Raw genomic sequence first — 17326 nt, forward strand, 5'->3', positions numbered from 1 at the left:
TCAGCGTTTGCCGTAGCGATCCTCAAGCCAGGCAAAGGCGGCGCGCACCCCCAGTGCCTCGCCGCCCTTGGGGCGGCCGGGACGGTTGCGGTTGTTCCAGGCCATGATGTCGAAATGTCCCCAGACCTGCCCGTCGGGCACGAAGGCCTGCAGGAACAGGGCGGCGGTGATGGCACCGGCGTAGGGGCCACTGCCGGTATTGGTCAGATCCGCAATCCGGCTGTCCAGCTGGGAACGATAGGGGGCATGCAGCGGCAGGCGCCAACAGGGATCCTCCTCCGTCTCCCCATGCCGGCCGATGCCCTCGGCCAGGGTCTCGTCATTGGTGAAGAAGGCACCGATCTCGGTGCCCACCGCCACCCGGGCCGCCCCCGTCAGGGTGGCGAAATCCAGCAGTACCTCGGGGGATTCCTCGGCGGCGTCGGCCAGCATGTCGCAGAGCACCAGCCGGCCTTCCGCGTCCGTATTGTCGATCTCGATGGTCAGCCCCTTGCGGGAACGCAGCACGTCGCCGGGGCGAAAGGCGTCGCCGGAGATGGCGTTCTCCACCGCACCCACCATCACCCGCAGGTACACGGGCAACCCGGCCCCCATAATGAGGTCGGCCAGCCCCAGCACATGGGCGGCACCGCCCATGTCCTTCTTCATCAGGCGCATGCCGCTGGCGGGCTTGATATCCAGGCCGCCGCTGTCGAAGCAGACGCCCTTGCCCACCAGGGTGACCCGGGGATGGGCCGGATCTCCCCAGCGCAGTTCGATCAGGCGCGGCGGGTGGATGCTGGCACGACCCACGGCATGGATGCAGGGGTAGTTCTGCGCCAGCAGGTCCTCGCCGACGATCTCGCTGAAGGCGGCCCCATGCCGATGGGCCAGTTCCCGGGCCGCCTCGGCCAGGTGCTGGGGCATCATGTCCTGGGCGGGGGTGTTGATCAGATCCCGGACCCGTCCGATGGCGACCACCATCCGCGTCACCGCATCGGCATCGGCGGCCGGCAGATGGGCCAGGCTCAATCGGGGCCGGGGTCGCTCCGAGGTCTTGTAACGCTCGAAGCGATACGACCCAAGACCCCAGCCTATGGCCGCCCGGATCAGCCGTTCCACCGGCCAGTCGCACGCCAGGTGATAGGTCCCCTCTCCCAGGCGGCTGGAGACATTGCCAATGGCCCAGGTGGAGGCTTTGCTGTCCACGCCCACCAATACCTGCCTCACCCTGCCGTCCTCGTCCGGCAGGGGCAGGACACTGCCGGTACGCCCCTCGAAACGGGAGGCCCGTACCCAATTGCCGATACGCACCGGCTGATCCGCCAGCCACTGCTCAAGGGTATCCCCTTCCACCGGGACGAGGGCGATGAGATCGGCGTCGGAACGGGTATCGAAGCAGTCGAGCATGGGCGTGTCCTGAGAGGGCGTGAGTGACCATTTTACGCGGTTTTACGGTGTGCAGAAGCCCAGCCTCGAAGGTTATGTTAGAATTTTCTGTTTTACTCGCCCTCTCCTGCGGGAATGCCACAGACAGACCATGCCCAAAGCCCTCTGCATCCGTCAGCTCACCAAGACCTACAAGAACGGCCTTGAGGCCCTCAAAGGCATCGACCTGGACGTGGAGCCCGGGGACTTCTTTGCCCTGCTCGGCCCCAACGGGGCCGGCAAGTCCACCACCATCAGCATCATCGCCTCCCTGGTGAACAAGAGTGGCGGCAGCGTGTCCATCTTCGGTCATGACCTTGACCGGGATCTGTATGCCGCCAAGCGCTGCCTGGGGCTGGTGCCCCAGGAATTCAACTTCAACACCTTCGAGCCGGTACAGGAAATCCTGGTCAACCAGGCAGGCTACTACGGCATCCCCCGCAAGGAGGCCTGGAAACGGGCGGAAAAATACCTGGTGGAACTGGGTCTCTGGGAGAAGCGCAAGGACATGGCCCGCATGCTTTCCGGTGGCATGAAACGGCGTCTGATGATTGCCCGTGCCCTGGTCCACGAGCCCCGACTGCTGATCCTGGACGAACCCACCGCCGGAGTGGACATCGAGATCCGGCGCTCCATGTGGCAGTTCCTCAAGGACATCAACCAGCAGGGGTGCACCATCATCCTCACCACCCACTATCTGGAAGAGGCCGAGACCCTCTGCCGCAACATCGCCATCATCGATCACGGCCGGATCATCGAAAACACCACCATGAAGGGCCTGCTGGGTCAGCTCAACACCGAGACCTTCGTCCTGGATCTGACCCGCCCCCTGGTGCATCTGCCCGATCTGACCGGCCATCGCCTGCGCTGGGTGGATGAACTCACCCTGGAGGCGGACGTGGATCGGGACGTGAGCCTCAACCGCCTGTTCGTGGACCTGAACCGGGAAGGTATCCAGGTGCGCAGCATGCGCAACAAGACCAATCGACTGGAACAACTCTTCATGCACATGGTGGACAGGGGGCGCGCAAAATGACCAATGCCCACAGCAACTGGATCGCCTTCAAGACCATCATCATCAAGGAAGTCCTGCGCTTCTCGCGCATCTGGATCCAGACCATCCTGCCCCCCATGATCACCATGGGACTGTACTTCGTCATCTTCGGTGGCCTGATCGGCGCCCGGATCGGAGAGATGGACGGCATCCGCTACATGGACTTCATCATCCCGGGGCTGATCATGATGGCGGTGATCACCAACGCCTACGCCAACGTGGTGTCCTCGTTCTACAGTTCCAAGTTCCAGCGCCACCTGGAGGAGATGCTGGTCTCCCCCGTCCCCAATTACCTGATCATCCTGGGCTTCATGGGCGGCGGCATCTGCCGGGGCCTGGCGGTGGGAGTGGCGGTCACCCTGGTGTCCCTGTTCTTCAGCCCCCTGAGCATCCACAACCCGGCAGTGGCCCTGTCCGTGGTGGTCCTCACCGCGGCCCTGTTCTCCCTGGCAGGGCTGATCAACGGGGTGTTTGCCCGCAGCTTCGATGACATCTCCATCATCCCCACCTTCATTCTCACCCCCCTCACCTACCTGGGCGGGGTGTTCTATTCCATCACCCTGCTACCGGAGTTCTGGCAGGGCGTGTCCATGTTCAACCCGATCCTGTACATGGTGAATGCCTTCCGCTACGGCTTTTTGGGGGTCACGGACTTCAGCCTGTGGCTGTCCTACGGCATCATCATCGGCTTCATCCTGGCGCTCTACGGTATCGCCCTTTACCTGCTCAACAAGGGCATCGGCATCAGGCAGTGAAGACGCGATAACCCCTCCTGCCCAGGGTCTTGGCCTGGTACAGGGCCTGATCCGCATGCCGCATCAGCGTGTCATAATGCTCACCATGCATGGGATAGATACTGATGCCGATGCTGCAGGTGACGGTGCATTCAGCGCCCAGCAAGGTGAAAGGCCGACTCAATGCGGCCAGCAGTTTTTCCGCAACGGCGCAAGGGAGCGCGGCATCGGGGACATTCTCCAGCAGGATGACGAACTCATCCCCGCCGAGCCGGGCCACCGTGTCCAGCGCGCGCACCGAGCCTTCCAGACGCCTGGCCACCTCGCACAGCAACAGGTCGCCCACCTCGTGGCCAAACCGGTCATTGATGGGCTTGAATTCATCCAGATCCAGAAACAGCAAGGCACAATAGGTGCCCTGGCGCCGTGACTGCTCCAGGGCGTGCAGAATGCGATCCTGCAGCAGGGCGCGGTTGGCCAGGCCGGTCAGCGGGTCATGCAACGCCATGTACCGGATACGATCCTGGGCATTCTTCCGCTGGGTGATGTTCACCGATAGCCAGATCACCGCCGGGCACCCCATGACATGTGCATCCAGAGGCATGATCCTGCCCTCGAACCAAAGCCGTTCCTTCGGCCCCGCCCCCGGATCCAGCCCATCGACCTCGGTTGCATCCAGATCGTACTCGATGAACTGCAGGCACCCGCTGTCCAGCGCCACCCGGATCATGTTCAGGAAGGCGTCCGCCTTGTCCAGGGGCAACACTTCGTGCAGACGCCTGCCCAGCAACCCCTGATGGCCCTCATGGTAATAGCGCGCATCCATGCCTCCAAAGATGTCCAGATAACGTCCATCATGGTCCAGCACGAAGCAGATATCAGGCATGGCGGCGATAATGGCCTGCAGGCGCTCGTTCAGGACTCGATAGCGTAATTCGGAGTCCCTGACACGAAGGGTCTGATCGGAGAGCTTCCAGGCAGTCACGGCGCAGACCAGAACCAGCAGGAAACCCACCAGGTACCAGCCCGGAGGCCTGCCCGCCGCCGCCCTCCAGCCATTCCTGGGGACGGCCACCAATTCCCACCCCCCGCCAAGCATGCTCACTTCCTGCCGCACGCCGTTGCCGTCGAACAACCCGGGATTGCCGAAAAAGACCTCCCCCTGTGACCCCATTCCATCACGGCCACGAATGCCGATATCCAGCTCATGCTGAAACCCTTTCAGTCCCACCATGGTGTAAATCGCGTCCATGTCAATGGGTACACTGACAAGCCCCCAGTAGCGTTCGCCCCACCCATTCTCATGAACATGAATCGGCACGCGTATGATCAGGGCCTCGCCGCCCTGCACCAGCGGCCATGGACCCGCCAGGACCGGCTCTCCGGAGGCGATCATGCGCCGGACCGAATCCCCCTGCAGGGGATGATTCAGCAGGTCCACCCCCAGTATGGGCCGGTTGTTTTCCAGCGGATGGACAAAGCGGACGACGTTATCCGGCGCCAACGTGATATTGCGAACGACCTGTCTGGATTCGCGCAGCAGCTGGTCGGCCACACGGCCGAAATCCTCTTCACTCAGGGCAGGGTTCAAGGCCGTGTAGGTGGCCAATGTCCGGGTGAGAAAGATGGCGGCATTAAGCTCCCCTTCCAGGCGGGATCTCAACGTGGCCAGTTGGCTGGTCACCTCGGCCCGTGACCGATCCATGAGTCGCTGCCCCCACGTCATGTCCGCCACCACAAACAGCAGCAAGGCAAGCAGACCCAATACCCCCGCGTGCAGTAACGGCATATTCCCCCTCTGGCCAGGCATCAAGGTACTCCCGAAGGCGCGGTGGCTGAAGGGGGCATGGAGGTCCGGGTCGTCCGCGGAAGGGCCATCATGAATGGCTTCAGCATTGCAAACCCCTCACAGGCTTGCAAGCCTGCATCCGACAGGTGTATTGGGCACGGTTATCAACGGCAGGCCTCCCCACACTGGAACCCGAGCTGGTTATTCAAGATAATGTCAGGTTACGTTTCACTCACAGGTTGAATCCATGGCCCAGTACATCTACACCATGAATGGTGTGGGCAAGGTTGTCCCGCCCAAGAAGGAAATCCTCAAGGATATCTATCTGAACTTCTTCCCCGGCGCCAAGATCGGCGTGCTCGGGTACAACGGGGCCGGGAAATCCACGCTGCTGCGCATCATGGCCGGCGTGGACAAGGACATCGTCGGCGAAGCCCGTCCCCAGCCCGGCATCAAGATCGGCTACCTGCCCCAGGAACCCCAGCTGGACCCGGCCAAGGACGTGCGCGGCAACGTGGAGGAAGGTGTCGGCGAGATCAAGGGCCTGGTAGACAGGTTCAACGCCATTGCAGAAGCATTTGCCGATCCGGACGCCGACTTCGACACACTGCTGGCGGAACAGGCGGAACTGCAGGACAAGATCGACGCCGCCGGCGCCTGGGATCTGGATCGCAAGCTGGAAGTGGCCGCCGATGCCCTGCGCCTGCCCCCCTGGGATGCCGACGTCACCAAACTCTCCGGCGGCGAGCGCCGCCGCGTGGCCCTGTGCCGCCTGCTGCTCTCCGCCCCGGACATGCTCATCCTGGACGAACCCACCAACCACCTGGACGCCGAATCCGTGGCCTGGCTGGAGCGCTTCCTGCAGGAATTCCCCGGCACCGTGGTGGCCGTCACCCATGACCGCTACTTCCTGGACAACGTGGCGGGCTGGATCCTGGAACTGGACCGGGGCCACGGCATCCCATGGGAAGGCAACTACTCCTCCTGGCTGGAACAGAAGGAAAAGCGCCTGGCCATCGAGGAAAAGCAGGAAAGCGCCCGCCGCAAGAACATGGAAGCGGAACTGGAATGGGTGCGCAGCAACCCCAAGGGCCGTACTTCCAAGAGCAAGGCCCGCCTCAAGCGCTTCGAGGAACTCTCTTCCCAGGAGTTCCAGAAACGCAGTGAGACCCAGGAAATCTACATCCCGCCGGGCCCCCGCCTGGGTGACGTGGTGGTGGAACTGGACGGGGTCGGCAAGGCCTATGGCGACCGGATCCTTTACGAGGACCTGAGCTTCAGCCTGCCGCGCGGGGGTATTGTCGGCGTCATCGGACCCAACGGCGTGGGCAAGTCCACCCTGTTCCGCATGATCGTGGGCCAGGAACAGCCCGACAGCGGCACCATCCGCATCGGCGAGACGGTCCAGGTGGCCTATGTGGATCAGAGCCGTGACGCCTTGGCCGATGAAAAGACCGTATGGGAAGAGATCTCCAACGGCCAGGACATCATCCAGGTGGGGCAGTACCAGATGCCCTCACGGGCCTACGTGGGCCGCTTCAACTTCAAGGGCGGCGATCAGCAAAAACAGATGAAGCAGCTCTCCGGAGGGGAACGCAACCGGGTGCATCTGGCCAAGCTGCTCAAGAGCGGCGGCAACCTGCTGCTGCTGGACGAACCCACCAACGACCTGGACGTGGAAACCCTGCGGGCGCTGGAAGAAGGTCTGCTGGCCTTCCCCGGCAGCGCGGTGGTGATCTCCCACGACCGCTGGTTCCTGGACCGCATCGCCACCCACATCCTGGCCTTCGAGGAGGACGGCAGCGTGGTGTTCTTCGAGGGGAACTACCAGGAGTACGAGGAAGATCGCAAGAAGCGCCTGGGTGCCCAGGCGGACCAGCCCCACCGGGTGAAGTACCGACGCCTGGAGGGCTGACCCGAGGATGGACCGTAGAGGCACGGCATACCGTGCCTCTACGTCTCACCGCCCTCCTTTCGAGCCACGAACCGGGCAGTCGCCTTGTCCATGGTGGCGCAATGCCGCCTGTACCATGGCACGAAATCCTCATTGAACAACCGTTTCAAATCCGCCGGCTCAAGAACCCCGGCATCCAGATCATCCACATAGGCCACCAGCGCCTCCAGGCGGGCATCATGCTCCTGCTTGTGGAGCTGGAACGGCGGGAATTCCACCGCCTTCATCAGCGCCTCTTCACGCCGGAAGTGGGCACGGCTGTGCTCAATGAAATCCCGCAGATCATCACGCAACCGGCCACTCTCCACCTTTGATGCCGGCATGTCCTCAAGACATTGGACCACCCGTGCCAGCAAGGCCATGGCCTCGTCATGGTCCTTGTCCATGAAATTTTCCGTCACCTGGGATATATCTGCAGACTCGGTGTGCTCGGTCATCATGCGGCACCTCTCGATCGGTCTGTTCATCTTGCCTATGACCATAGCACAGCGGAGCGGGATACATTACTTCCACTGGACGCTCGTTTGTGAGGGAATGAAACCGGTCCGCGCGGGCCGTTACAACACCATAGGAAACCCCATCAGGAAAAACCATGTCGTCGGCACAGACCCTTTTCGATATCTCCACCGTGATCCAGCTTTCGGTTGCCCCGGTATTCCTGCTGGTGGGCATCGCCGGCTTCATCAACGCCTTTGTCTCAAGACTGTCCCGGGTGGTGGATCGGCGGCGTCACCTGCTGGAACGCATACGCTACGAAGACCATGAATTTCACAAGACCGCCATCCGGGAACTGGAACTGCTGGAAGCCAGGGTGCGGATGGTACACCTGGGCATCACCCTGGGCATCACCACCGCCCTGCTGATCTGCCTGACCATCGTCTCCGCATTCATCGAGTATTTTCTCGGTATCGATAATCCTCTACTCATCGGCACCCTGTTCGTACTTGCCATGTTCTGCCTCATCGGCGCCTTGGTAGCCTTCCTGAGAGAGGTCTTCCTGGCCATCCGCAGCCTCAATCTCACCAAGATCGGCGAGTGATGACCGCTTGCAACCTCCCCCGGCCTGCCAAGTGGGATAAAATGCCTACCCTTCGGCAACGACACCGATTCCAGGGATCACCCATGCACGAGACCCACCCACTGCATCAACTGCTGGATCAGGCGGAATCCCTGCTGAACCGCCTGGACACCCTGCTGCCAGGAACCGCCCCGGCACCCGATTGGCAAGCGCCCGCCTTCCGCTGGCGAAACCATCATCTGCAGTGCATCCCCCATGTGCCGCCGCTTGATCTGGATGACCTGCTGCACATCGATCGTCCCAAATCCCTGCTGGACCGTAATACACGCCAGTTCGTGCAGGGGCTTCCCGCCAACAACGCCCTGCTGTGGGGTGCCAGAGGCACTGGCAAGTCCTCGCTGATGCGCGCCCTGCTCACCCGGTATGCAGATCAAGGTCTGCGCATGGTGCAGGTGGACGCCCAGGCCCTGGTCAATCTGCCGGAGATCGTCGCCCCGCTGCGGGAGCGTCCCGAACGGTTCATCCTGTTTGCCGATGACCTGTCCTTCGAGGCGGACGAACCCGCCTACAAAGCCCTGAAAGCGGCTCTGGACGGTGCATTGGAAGGCACCCCGGAGAACGTGCTGATCTATGCCACGTCCAATCGACGCCACCTGATGCCTGAACGGCTGGCGGATAACCTGGAGGTACGGCGAGAAGGAGACGAGATCCACCCAGGCGAAGCGGTGGAGGAGAAGGTGTCACTGTCGGAGCGGTTCGGGATGTGGGTGTCGTTTCATCCCTTCAACCAGGGACAGTACCTAGCGGTGGTGGAACATTGGCTGGCACGGCTTGGGAGCGTGGCCATGGACGAAAACTGCCGGACACAGGCGCTGAGGTTTGCCCTGCTGCGAGGATCGCGCAGTGGCCGGGTGGCGTGGCAGTTTGCCCGTGATTGGGTGGGGGGGCTTCACGTGAAGTGAGCTTGCCAACGTCATCCCTGTAGGTTGCCAACGTCGTCATTCCCGCGAAAGCGGGAATCCACTGGTGAACTGAAAACGCCGGGCTCCCGCTTGCGCGGGAGTGGCGCATGAACGCAGGAATGACGAAAAGCAGGAGACCTTACATATTCTCCAGGATCGCCCGCTTCACTGACTCAAGACTGGCATCCACCGTCAGCGGTGCCCGGGTGGACTGGCTGATGGCGGTATCGGGATCCTTCAGGCCATGACCGGTCAGGGTGCAGACGATGCTGGAGCCTTCGGGGATCCTGCCCTGCTGCACATCCCGCAAGGCACCCGCCAGGGAGGTGGCAGAAGCCGGTTCACAGAACACCCCTTCTCTCTCCGCCAGCAGCTTTTGCGCCGCCAGAATCTCCTCGTCGCTGCACTCGTCAAACCAGCCGCCGGACTCTTCCTTGACCTTCCAGGCATAGTCCCAGGACTGGGGATGGCCGATGCGGATGGCGGTGGCCACGGTTTCCGGGTTGTCCACCATGTGGCCGCGCATGAAGGGTGCGCTGCCCGCGGCCTGATAACCCACCATCCTGGGCCGGTTGCCCACCACCGCGCCACCGGCATACATGCAGCGCCCCTTGCAGAAGCCGCAGGATTCGGTGACATGGTCGCCGGATGCGGAGGAATACTCGCAGTAACCGATCCAGTGGGCGGTGATGTTGCCCGCATTGCCCACCGGCAGACAGTGGTAATCCGGCGCCCGGCCCAGTTCCTCCACGATCTCGAAGGCCGCCGTCTTCTGGCCCTGCAGACGATAGGGATTGACGGAATTGACGATGGTCACCGGCGCACTGTCGGCCACTTCCTTCACCAGGCGCATGCCGTCATCGAAATTGCCCTTGATCTGGATCACCACCGAGCCGTGCATCATGGCCTGGGCCAGCTTGCCCTGGGCGATCTTGCCGTCGGGGATCAGCACGAAGGCGGTGATGCCGGCCCGGGCCGCATAGGCCGCCGCAGCCGCGGAGGTGTTGCCGGTGGAGGCGCAAATGATGGCCCTGGAGCCATCCTCCACCGCCTTGGTCACAGCCATGGTCATGCCCCGGTCCTTGAAGGAACCGGTGGGATTCAGACCTTCGTACTTGACGTAGATATCCACTTCCTTGCCGATCAGGCGCGGAATGTTGTTCAGGCGGATGAGGGGCGTATTGCCCTCCCCCAGACCGATGATGCGGGTGTCATCGTGGATCGGCAGACGGTCGCGATAACGCTCGATGATACCGGTGTAGCGGGGTCGAAAAGGCATGATGGTCTCTCGGGTACGGATGGCTTACTTCAGATTCTCAAGACGAATGCGGATCACCGGCGTCTTCACGGTCTCCAGGGCCTCAATCTCCCGAATGGCCTGGACCATGTTGCCTTCGCGCACCTCGTGGGTGAGCAGGATCACGTCCGCTTCCGTGGTGTCGTCATCCTGCTCCTTCTGCAGGATGGCTTCAATGCTGATGTCCAGGCTGGCCAGGATGCGGGTGATGTCGGCCATCACGCCGGGACGATCCAGCACCCGCAACCGCAGGTAGAAGGAGGTCTTCACGTCTTCCATGGGCAGGATGGTGGTATCCGACAGGGTATCCGCCTGGAAGGCCAGATGGGGCACGCGATTCTCCGGGTCCGTGGTCATGGCCCGCACCACGTCCACGATATCCGCCACCACGGCGGAACCGGTGGGCTCGGAACCGGCACCGGCACCGTAATAGAGGGTCGGACCCACGGCGTCGGCGGATACCAGGACCGCGTTCATGACCCCGTCCACGTTGGCGATCAGGCGTCGCTCCGGAATGAGGGTGGGATGCACCCGCAGTTCGATGCCCTGCTCGGTGCGGCGGGCAATCCCCAGGTGCTTGATGCGATAACCCAGCTCATTGGCATAGGCCACATCCTCCCGGGTGATGCCGGTGATACCTTCGGTATGGACCCGATCGAACTGCAGCGGGATGCCGAACGCAATGGAGGCCAGGATGGTCAGCTTGTGGGCGGCGTCGATGCCTTCCACATCGAACGTGGGGTCGGCCTCCGCATAGCCCAGGCGCTGCGCCTCGGCCAGCACATCCTGGAAATCGCGGCCCTTGTCGCGCATCTCGGTGAGGATGAAGTTGCCGGTGCCGTTGATGATGCCGGCCACCCAGTTGATGCGATTGCCCGCCAGCCCCTCGCGGATCGCCTTGATGATGGGAATGCCGCCGGCCACCGCCGCCTCGAAGGCGACGATGACGCCCTTTTCCTGGGCACGGGCGAAGATTTCGTTACCGTGCAGGGCGATCAGGGCCTTGTTGGCGGTGACCACATGCTTGCCCTGGTCGATGGCGCAAAGCACCAGCTCGCGGGCCAGGGTGGTGCCGCCGATCAGTTCCACCACCACCTCCACCTCGGGATCGTTGACCACCGAGAAGGCGTCTTCGGTCAGGCGCATGCCGGTGACGTCACGGCAATTGTGACTCTCCAGGTTCTTGCCGGCGGCGGCCACGATCTCGATGCCCCGGCCGGCCCGGCGGGTGATCTCATCACTGTTGCGTTTGAGCACGTTGGCGGTACCGCTGCCCACGGTACCCAGGCCCAGCAGGCCAAGCTTGACGGGTTTCAACAGGAACACTCCTTCGGCGCGGGAAATCGCGGGATTATAACGGAATCAGAATGCCCTATGGAGCATGATACCGCTCACGGGGGGTCAGCCGGGATCCTTACCCATGGGGTGGTACTGGTCACCCATGGTGAAGTACCGGTCTGTTTCCAGCAGTGACGGTTCGGCAAAACGGTCCCGGATGGCCAGTATTTCGGGCACCAGCCTGAAAAACAATTCGGTGAGGTGGGGGTCGAAATGACTGCCACTGGAATTGCGGATCAGATCCAGGGCATCCTGAACCGGCCAGGCCTTCTTGTAGGTCCGCTCGGAAGTCAGGGCATCGAACACATCCGCCAGCGCGACGATACGCCCGCTCACAGGGATCTGTTCCCCGCTCAGCCCCAGAGGATAACCGCTGCCATCCCACTTCTCGTGGTGAGTCAGGGCAATCTCTCTTGCCAGATTCAGCACACCGGACTCATCACCGCCGAGTATGTCCCCGCCGATGATGGTGTGGGATTGCATGATGCGCCATTCCTCCGGGGTCAACTTGCCGGGCTTTAGCAGAATATGGTCCGGAATACCGATCTTGCCCACATCATGCATGGGACTGGCATGAAGCATGCGCTCGCACTGTGCATGGCTCCACCCCAGATGACGGGCCAGCAACTCGCAGGTGTGGCTCACGCGGAGAATGTGGTAACCGGTCTCATTGTCGCGATACTCCGCGGCCCGCCCCAGACGCTGCACCACCTGCAGGCGGGTGCTGCGAATCTCTTCAGTGCGTTCGCGCACCATTTGCTCCAGCACATCCTTTTGGTCATGGGTCATACGATGTGCAAGCTGCACATCGAGCATGTTACGGACCCTGGCCAGCACTTCGGCACGGTCAAATGGCTTGCCGATGAAATCTCGCGCTCCCACATTGAGGGCACGCAACATGTACTCGCGGCTGGCCTGCGCGGTGAGTACGAGGATCGGCGGCACCAGGGGGTCATCCAGTGCACTGAACTGCTCCATGACCTGGAATCCATCCAGATAGGGCATCTGGATATCCAGCAGGATCAGGTCAGTCCTTTCCGCCCGGTAGGCATTCATGACCTCGCGTGGATCCTGCACCATGACCAGATTGCCGTAACCATCACTTCGCAGCAGACGCTCCATCAGGATCAGGTTGGCACGCTCATCGTCCACAACCATGATGCGGGCTGAGTTGCGATCAAGCTGGTACTGTCCATCCTGATTTCGATGACCGTATTTCACAAATCTTTACCCATGATCAGGCACATCGATAGACAGCCTCCACCTGCGTACCCTGATTGTAATAATTGACTGATTCGCATAACTCCCTGACGAGGGCGATACCACGCCCCCAAGGCCTGACCGAAACATGCAACGGCTCACAGGGCCTGTCAATGTCAAACCCCTGACCACTGTCCGTGATGGTAATCCTGACCTTGCTGGCCGGCGAGTCAGGCTCATAGTGCAGGTCCACTCGAATGCTGCCGACGGGAACCGCCGCAAGGCGGTTTTCCCGTTCAGTGTAGTATGAAGAAAATCCGTCGGGTGTCGTTTTCATCCAGGAGGGAAGCTTGAGCACCCCGTGCTCCAGTGCGTTGGCATAGAGCTCGTGGAGAATGGTTTCCAGGGAACCCACATGCTCCCAGAGTTCCTCAAGCAACCCCAGAGACGCAAGTAACGACTCCACCGAGGGAATACTGCCAAGACGCTCATCCCTCAACACGATGGAACAGGAGCATTCCCCCGTATGGGATGGGTATTGAACGGTGCTTGCGGACATTCTGCCGAAGAGCCTTGGCACAAACGGAATCTCAACGACACCAATGTCATCCTGAGGTTGAGTCTCCTTGCAGTGAGCATCCAGAGCCGGTTCAAGTGCCGTCATCAAGCTGCTGCCATGCCGCCAGCTTTCGATCAGAGATTTCAAGCCCGTCTCACCAAATGAACGGCCCTGAGTGTCCCGCACCTCAAGCAACCCATCCGTCATGAGAAGCACGCGATCTCCCCTCTTCAGGGGGGCTTCACGGGGCACGTCACGCTCCGTGAGCTCGGGCATGATCCCCAGAGGCAGGGAATGGGAAGACAGCCTGCGAATTCCATCCGCATGGCACAGCATGGCATCCGGCATGCCGCCATTCCACCAACGCATGACATCTCCGGAGGCAGGCAAGGTCACCATGCAGGCACACATGAAGCGATCGGCGGGTAACACCCGGTATAGTTTGCTATTGATTTCCTCCAGCACCATTTCATCCACCACGCCCTTGCGGGTCATGGAATGAAAGGCGTCGGATACAGGCAGTGCGCCGATAGCCGCAGCAAGACCGTGCCCGGTGAAGTCACCCAGCAGGACCCGCAGACTGCCGTCGGGAAGATACTGGCTCAAAAAAAGATCCCCGTTGAACGTCGCCGCCGGCCGCAGCAACAGCCCGAGATGCTCTCTCGCCACATTGCGATCATTGACAGCATAGCTGAAGATCCGCTCCGCAAGGGCCTGCTCCTGTCTGTCGATTTCCAGTAACCCGGCCAGCATCCGGTTTTTGGCGGCGATGCTGCGATGCAGGTCACGCACCCTTTCCATGGCGACGATGCGCGCCTTGAGAATGGTGAAGCTGAAGGGCTTGGACAAGGAGTCGTCGCCACCGACCTCGATACAGCGGACCTGGGAGTGATCATCATGCAGCGCGGTAAGGAAGATCACGGGCACGAAATCCGCGCCGGACCGCGCCTTGATCCTGCGCGTCGTCTCAAAACCATCCATGCCCGGCATCATCACGTCCATGAAGATGATATCGGGGGATGAGGCGTCGAACAGGCTCAGGGCCTGATACCCATCCTCCGCCTCGATGACGTGGAATCCTTCTCGCCTGAGCATGGTACCGAGGAGGAGCCGGTTCGTGGCTTCATCGTCCACGATCAATGCCGTGCCACGGTGTCCCACCGAACCGTCAACATCCTGCCTTGCGCTGGGTGTGGTCGCGCGAGAACCCATCGACCGGCACCTATGCCAGAATGAACAGACGATCGAAGTTGGCTATTTTCAGTATTCTCATGACATCACCGGTACATCCCTCAATCGTCACCCGACCGATGTCCGCACCCGCGTGTTCTCTCAACAGCAGCAGCATCCCGAGGGCCGAACTGTCCAGGTAACTGGCCTCGGACAGATCCACCAGATAACGCGCGAAACCCGGTGGAATATCCCGATAGGCATCCCTGAATGGACGGTGCTCGGAAAAATCGAAACGTCCCTGAATCCTGATGGTAATGAGACTGTTCTGCTCATCAATGTGGCGGCTGATACTCATGAATCATGCTCCGAAAACAATAGAATCATCGACTGGCCATCAACCGGGAACCGGTCGAAACACCGCATGTCCGGTTCAGGAGGAAGCCTTGAGCAGGGCAGAGGCTATCTCATGCAACGGCAACACTTTGGAGGCCCCGCCACGCTTGACCGCCTCGCCCGGCATGCCCCAGACCACACTGCTGGCTTCATCCTGGGCAACAGTGAAAACCCCTGCGTCGTGAAGTTCCTTGAGCCCCTGGGCGCCATCAATTCCCATGCCGGTCAGTAACGCGGCACAAGCATTGGTCCCGGCAGACTGAACCACCGAACGAAACAGCACGTCCACGCTGGGACGATGGCGGTTAACCGGCGCAGCCTGACTGAGCTGGCAGACATAGCGGGATCCATCCCTGACCACCAGCAGATGATGGTCCCCGGGAGCAATGTAGACATGACCATTGACCAGACGATCACCATTTTCAGCTTCCCGGACCACCAGCGGGCTCTGGCGATTCATACGCTCCGCCCAGGCCCGGCTGAAACCAGCCGGTATGTGCTGGGCCACCACCACGGCGGGGCAATCGGGAGGCAATCCCATGAGCACATCCTTGACTGCTTCCGTCCCCCCCGTGGAGGCACCGATTGCCAGCACACGATCCGTGGTACGCCATTGCCCGGCAGATGGGCGCTTTGGTACCACCTCATCCACAGAATAACGAACGGGAGGCGGAGCCAGCGTCATCCGGCTGCGCGGACGGGCAATCGCCGCCATTCTTACCTTGGCCATCAATTCCTGGCTGTAATCAGTCAATGCACGGGTGACATCAAGGGTCGGCTTTGTGACAAAATCCACCGCGCCCAACTCAAGGGCCTGAAGGGTGACATCGGCGCCCCGAGCCGTCAAGGAGGAGACCATGACCACCGGCATGGGACGCAACCGCATGAGATTGCGAAGAAAAGTGAGTCCGTCCATACGCGGCATTTCCACGTCAAGGGTAAGGACATCCGGACTCAGCTGCTTGATCCGCTCCCGGGCCACAAAGGGATCCTGGGCGGTGCCCACCACCTCGATGTCAGGGGCTGCGCTCAGGATCTCACTCAGCACCTTTCTGACCAGCGCGGAGTCATCCACGATCAGTACGCGAATTTTATTGTTCACACAATCCTCATCATGAAGTTCTTCACTGGCCGAACGAACAGGAACGGAATCGCCAGTCCAGATCAAAAGAACTCGATTTCACCCTCGTCCATGGACTTCTGATGCACGGGCCGATGGGATGCCTCCCGTAACTCTGAGCGCAACAGCTCAAGCCGCTTTCTGGCCTCATCCAGTTGCAACCGGGACTCACCCTGCCCAGCCAGCGGCAGTTGTCGCAACTCGGTAATGAATCGCTCCATGAAGTCAATCCTGCGAAAGGCCCGCTCCAGAACCTGAGTGGCAATATCCTCAAACTGCAACAGGCGCACGGCGGCACCCACATTCTGCTGCAACTGCCCAACCCCTTCTGAAACCCGACTCAGGCCATGCTCCATGGTCTGGTTCAGCATCTTTGCCTGGTCCATCATGTCATCGACCGTACCCTTCGCCGTGATTGAGGCATTCATGTCCTGGGATGCCATGCGGCCGACGATCTCGCGGGTATGGTCAAACACGCGGCTCGCCTGCTCCACCAAGGTGCGGATCTGTTCGTTGAATTGGTGGGAATCCCGTGACAACTTGCGCACTTCTTGAGCAACAACAGCAAAGCCTCTGCCGGCTTCTCCCGCCCTGGCCGCTTCGATGGCGGCATTGAGTGCAAGCAGATTGGTCTGACCAGCAATATGTTTGGCGCTGTCCAGCAATGAAAAGATCTCATCCATCTGCTTTGAAAGGTCATCCACTTGATGAGCCACGTCCACGCTGTGCTTGCTGATTTCAACCAGCATCTGCACTTGATCATTCATCACCCGTGAGTTCTCAAGGATGAATGTATTCATGTCGAAGACTTCGGCGGACCCACTGTTACCGGCAAGATCTCCCACCAGGGTCACAAGCAGTTGCTGCTGCTCCTCGGAAACAAAGGACAGGTTTTCGAAACTCTTACGCAGATCAGCGGCCGCGTGGGAAACCAGCTTCAATGTCTGTCCTACCAGCTCACGCAGTTCGGTGATCTCGGTTGCCATCAGCTTGTCTATTTCCAGCACCAGTTCCCACAACGCCCGGTCTTGCCCCTGGGAGGCATCCTCCTGGATGGCAGTAACCTGCCGGCGCGCTCTGGATGCCTTCTCCCGAGCCCGCACCAAAAGGAATGACGAGGGCCATATCAGACCCACCAGCAGAACCCCCAACCATCCGGGCAACACCGAGGGAAACAGCATGGCAAGAAAAAAAAATACAAGGGTGCTCAAAACTGCCGCCCAATGATCCGCCAACACGGCCAGGAATGATGGTGCGTTGCTGTCCTGCATATGTTGACTCCTCATGTTCTATACACTCCCTGGACAGAAATGGGTTCCCATCCGCCC

General features: G+C 60.9%; 15 protein-coding genes. 5 read left to right on the top strand and 10 right to left on the bottom strand.

The window, feature by feature from the left end; all coding sequences use genetic code 11:
• Entirely contained in the window at positions 1-1389 is a 1389-nt protein-coding gene (locus CKO35_RS06780) for a leucyl aminopeptidase family protein (RefSeq protein WP_200173926.1), read from the bottom strand.
• A gap of 130 nt (positions 1390-1519) precedes the next feature.
• Between CKO35_RS06780 and CKO35_RS06785 the strand changes: the two genes are divergently transcribed.
• Positions 1520-2443: an ABC transporter ATP-binding protein gene (locus CKO35_RS06785; protein ID WP_200173928.1), complete on the top strand. Its 924-nt coding sequence runs from the start codon at positions 1520-1522 to the stop codon at positions 2441-2443.
• Positions 2440-3216: an ABC transporter permease gene (locus CKO35_RS06790; RefSeq protein ID WP_200173930.1), complete on the top strand. Its 777-nt coding sequence runs from the start codon at positions 2440-2442 to the stop codon at positions 3214-3216. Before CKO35_RS06785 ends, CKO35_RS06790 begins: the two co-directional genes overlap by 4 nt.
• Here CKO35_RS06790 and CKO35_RS06795 read toward each other — a convergent pair.
• Positions 3206-4984, bottom strand: a complete 1779-nt coding sequence (locus CKO35_RS06795) for a sensor domain-containing diguanylate cyclase (protein ID WP_200173937.1) — start codon at positions 4982-4984, stop codon at positions 3206-3208. The genes CKO35_RS06790 and CKO35_RS06795 overlap by 11 nt on opposite strands.
• Before the next feature lie 247 nt (positions 4985-5231).
• On the opposite strand from CKO35_RS06795, the gene ettA reads away from it, so the two are divergent.
• Positions 5232-6899: an energy-dependent translational throttle protein EttA gene (gene ettA, locus CKO35_RS06800; RefSeq protein WP_200173939.1), complete on the top strand. Its 1668-nt coding sequence runs from the start codon at positions 5232-5234 to the stop codon at positions 6897-6899.
• A gap of 38 nt (positions 6900-6937) precedes the next feature.
• Here the strand turns inward: ettA and CKO35_RS06805 are convergent, their stop codons facing one another.
• Entirely contained in the window at positions 6938-7405 is a 468-nt protein-coding gene (locus tag CKO35_RS06805; RefSeq protein WP_242467065.1) for a bacteriohemerythrin, read from the bottom strand.
• A gap of 125 nt (positions 7406-7530) precedes the next feature.
• Between CKO35_RS06805 and CKO35_RS06810 the strand changes: the two genes are divergently transcribed.
• Both CKO35_RS06810 and CKO35_RS06815 read left to right on the top strand, forming a co-directional pair.
• The gene (locus CKO35_RS06810) at positions 7531-7977 is read left to right on the top strand and encodes a DUF2721 domain-containing protein (RefSeq protein ID WP_200173941.1); all 447 of its coding nucleotides are present in this window, start codon (positions 7531-7533) and stop codon (positions 7975-7977) included.
• Between the two features lie 83 nt (positions 7978-8060).
• Positions 8061-8918: an ATP-binding protein gene (locus CKO35_RS06815; protein ID WP_200173943.1), complete on the top strand. Its 858-nt coding sequence runs from the start codon at positions 8061-8063 to the stop codon at positions 8916-8918.
• Positions 8919-9057: 139 nt separating this feature from the next.
• Here CKO35_RS06815 and thrC read toward each other — a convergent pair whose 3' ends face one another.
• The 7 genes from thrC to CKO35_RS06850 form a co-directional block, all read right to left on the bottom strand.
• Positions 9058-10197: a threonine synthase gene (thrC, locus tag CKO35_RS06820; RefSeq protein ID WP_200173945.1), complete on the bottom strand. Its 1140-nt coding sequence runs from the start codon at positions 10195-10197 to the stop codon at positions 9058-9060.
• Positions 10198-10221: 24 nt separating this feature from the next.
• A complete protein-coding gene (locus tag CKO35_RS06825) occupies positions 10222-11532 on the bottom strand; it encodes a homoserine dehydrogenase (protein ID WP_200173947.1) in 1311 nt (436 codons plus the stop codon).
• Positions 11533-11616: 84 nt separating this feature from the next.
• Positions 11617-12711, bottom strand: coding sequence for an HD domain-containing phosphohydrolase (locus CKO35_RS06830; protein WP_200174081.1), 1095 nt, complete (start codon positions 12709-12711; stop codon positions 11617-11619).
• 79 nt (positions 12712-12790) lie between these two features.
• Positions 12791-14524, bottom strand: a complete 1734-nt coding sequence (locus CKO35_RS06835; RefSeq protein ID WP_200173949.1) for an ATP-binding SpoIIE family protein phosphatase — start codon at positions 14522-14524, stop codon at positions 12791-12793.
• A gap of 10 nt (positions 14525-14534) precedes the next feature.
• Complete coding sequence (locus tag CKO35_RS06840) at positions 14535-14840, bottom strand: STAS domain-containing protein (RefSeq protein WP_200173951.1); 306 nt, start codon at positions 14838-14840, stop codon at positions 14535-14537.
• Positions 14841-14915: 75 nt separating this feature from the next.
• The gene (locus CKO35_RS06845) at positions 14916-15980 is read right to left on the bottom strand and encodes a chemotaxis-specific protein-glutamate methyltransferase CheB (protein WP_200173953.1); all 1065 of its coding nucleotides are present in this window, start codon (positions 15978-15980) and stop codon (positions 14916-14918) included.
• Positions 15981-16042: 62 nt separating this feature from the next.
• Positions 16043-17269, bottom strand: a complete 1227-nt coding sequence (locus CKO35_RS06850) for a methyl-accepting chemotaxis protein (RefSeq protein ID WP_242467066.1) — start codon at positions 17267-17269, stop codon at positions 16043-16045.
• Positions 17270-17326: the final 57 nt, after the last annotated feature.

The organism is Ectothiorhodospira shaposhnikovii, from assembly GCF_016584105.1.
Taxonomy (GTDB): domain Bacteria; phylum Pseudomonadota; class Gammaproteobacteria; order Ectothiorhodospirales; family Ectothiorhodospiraceae; genus Ectothiorhodospira; species Ectothiorhodospira shaposhnikovii.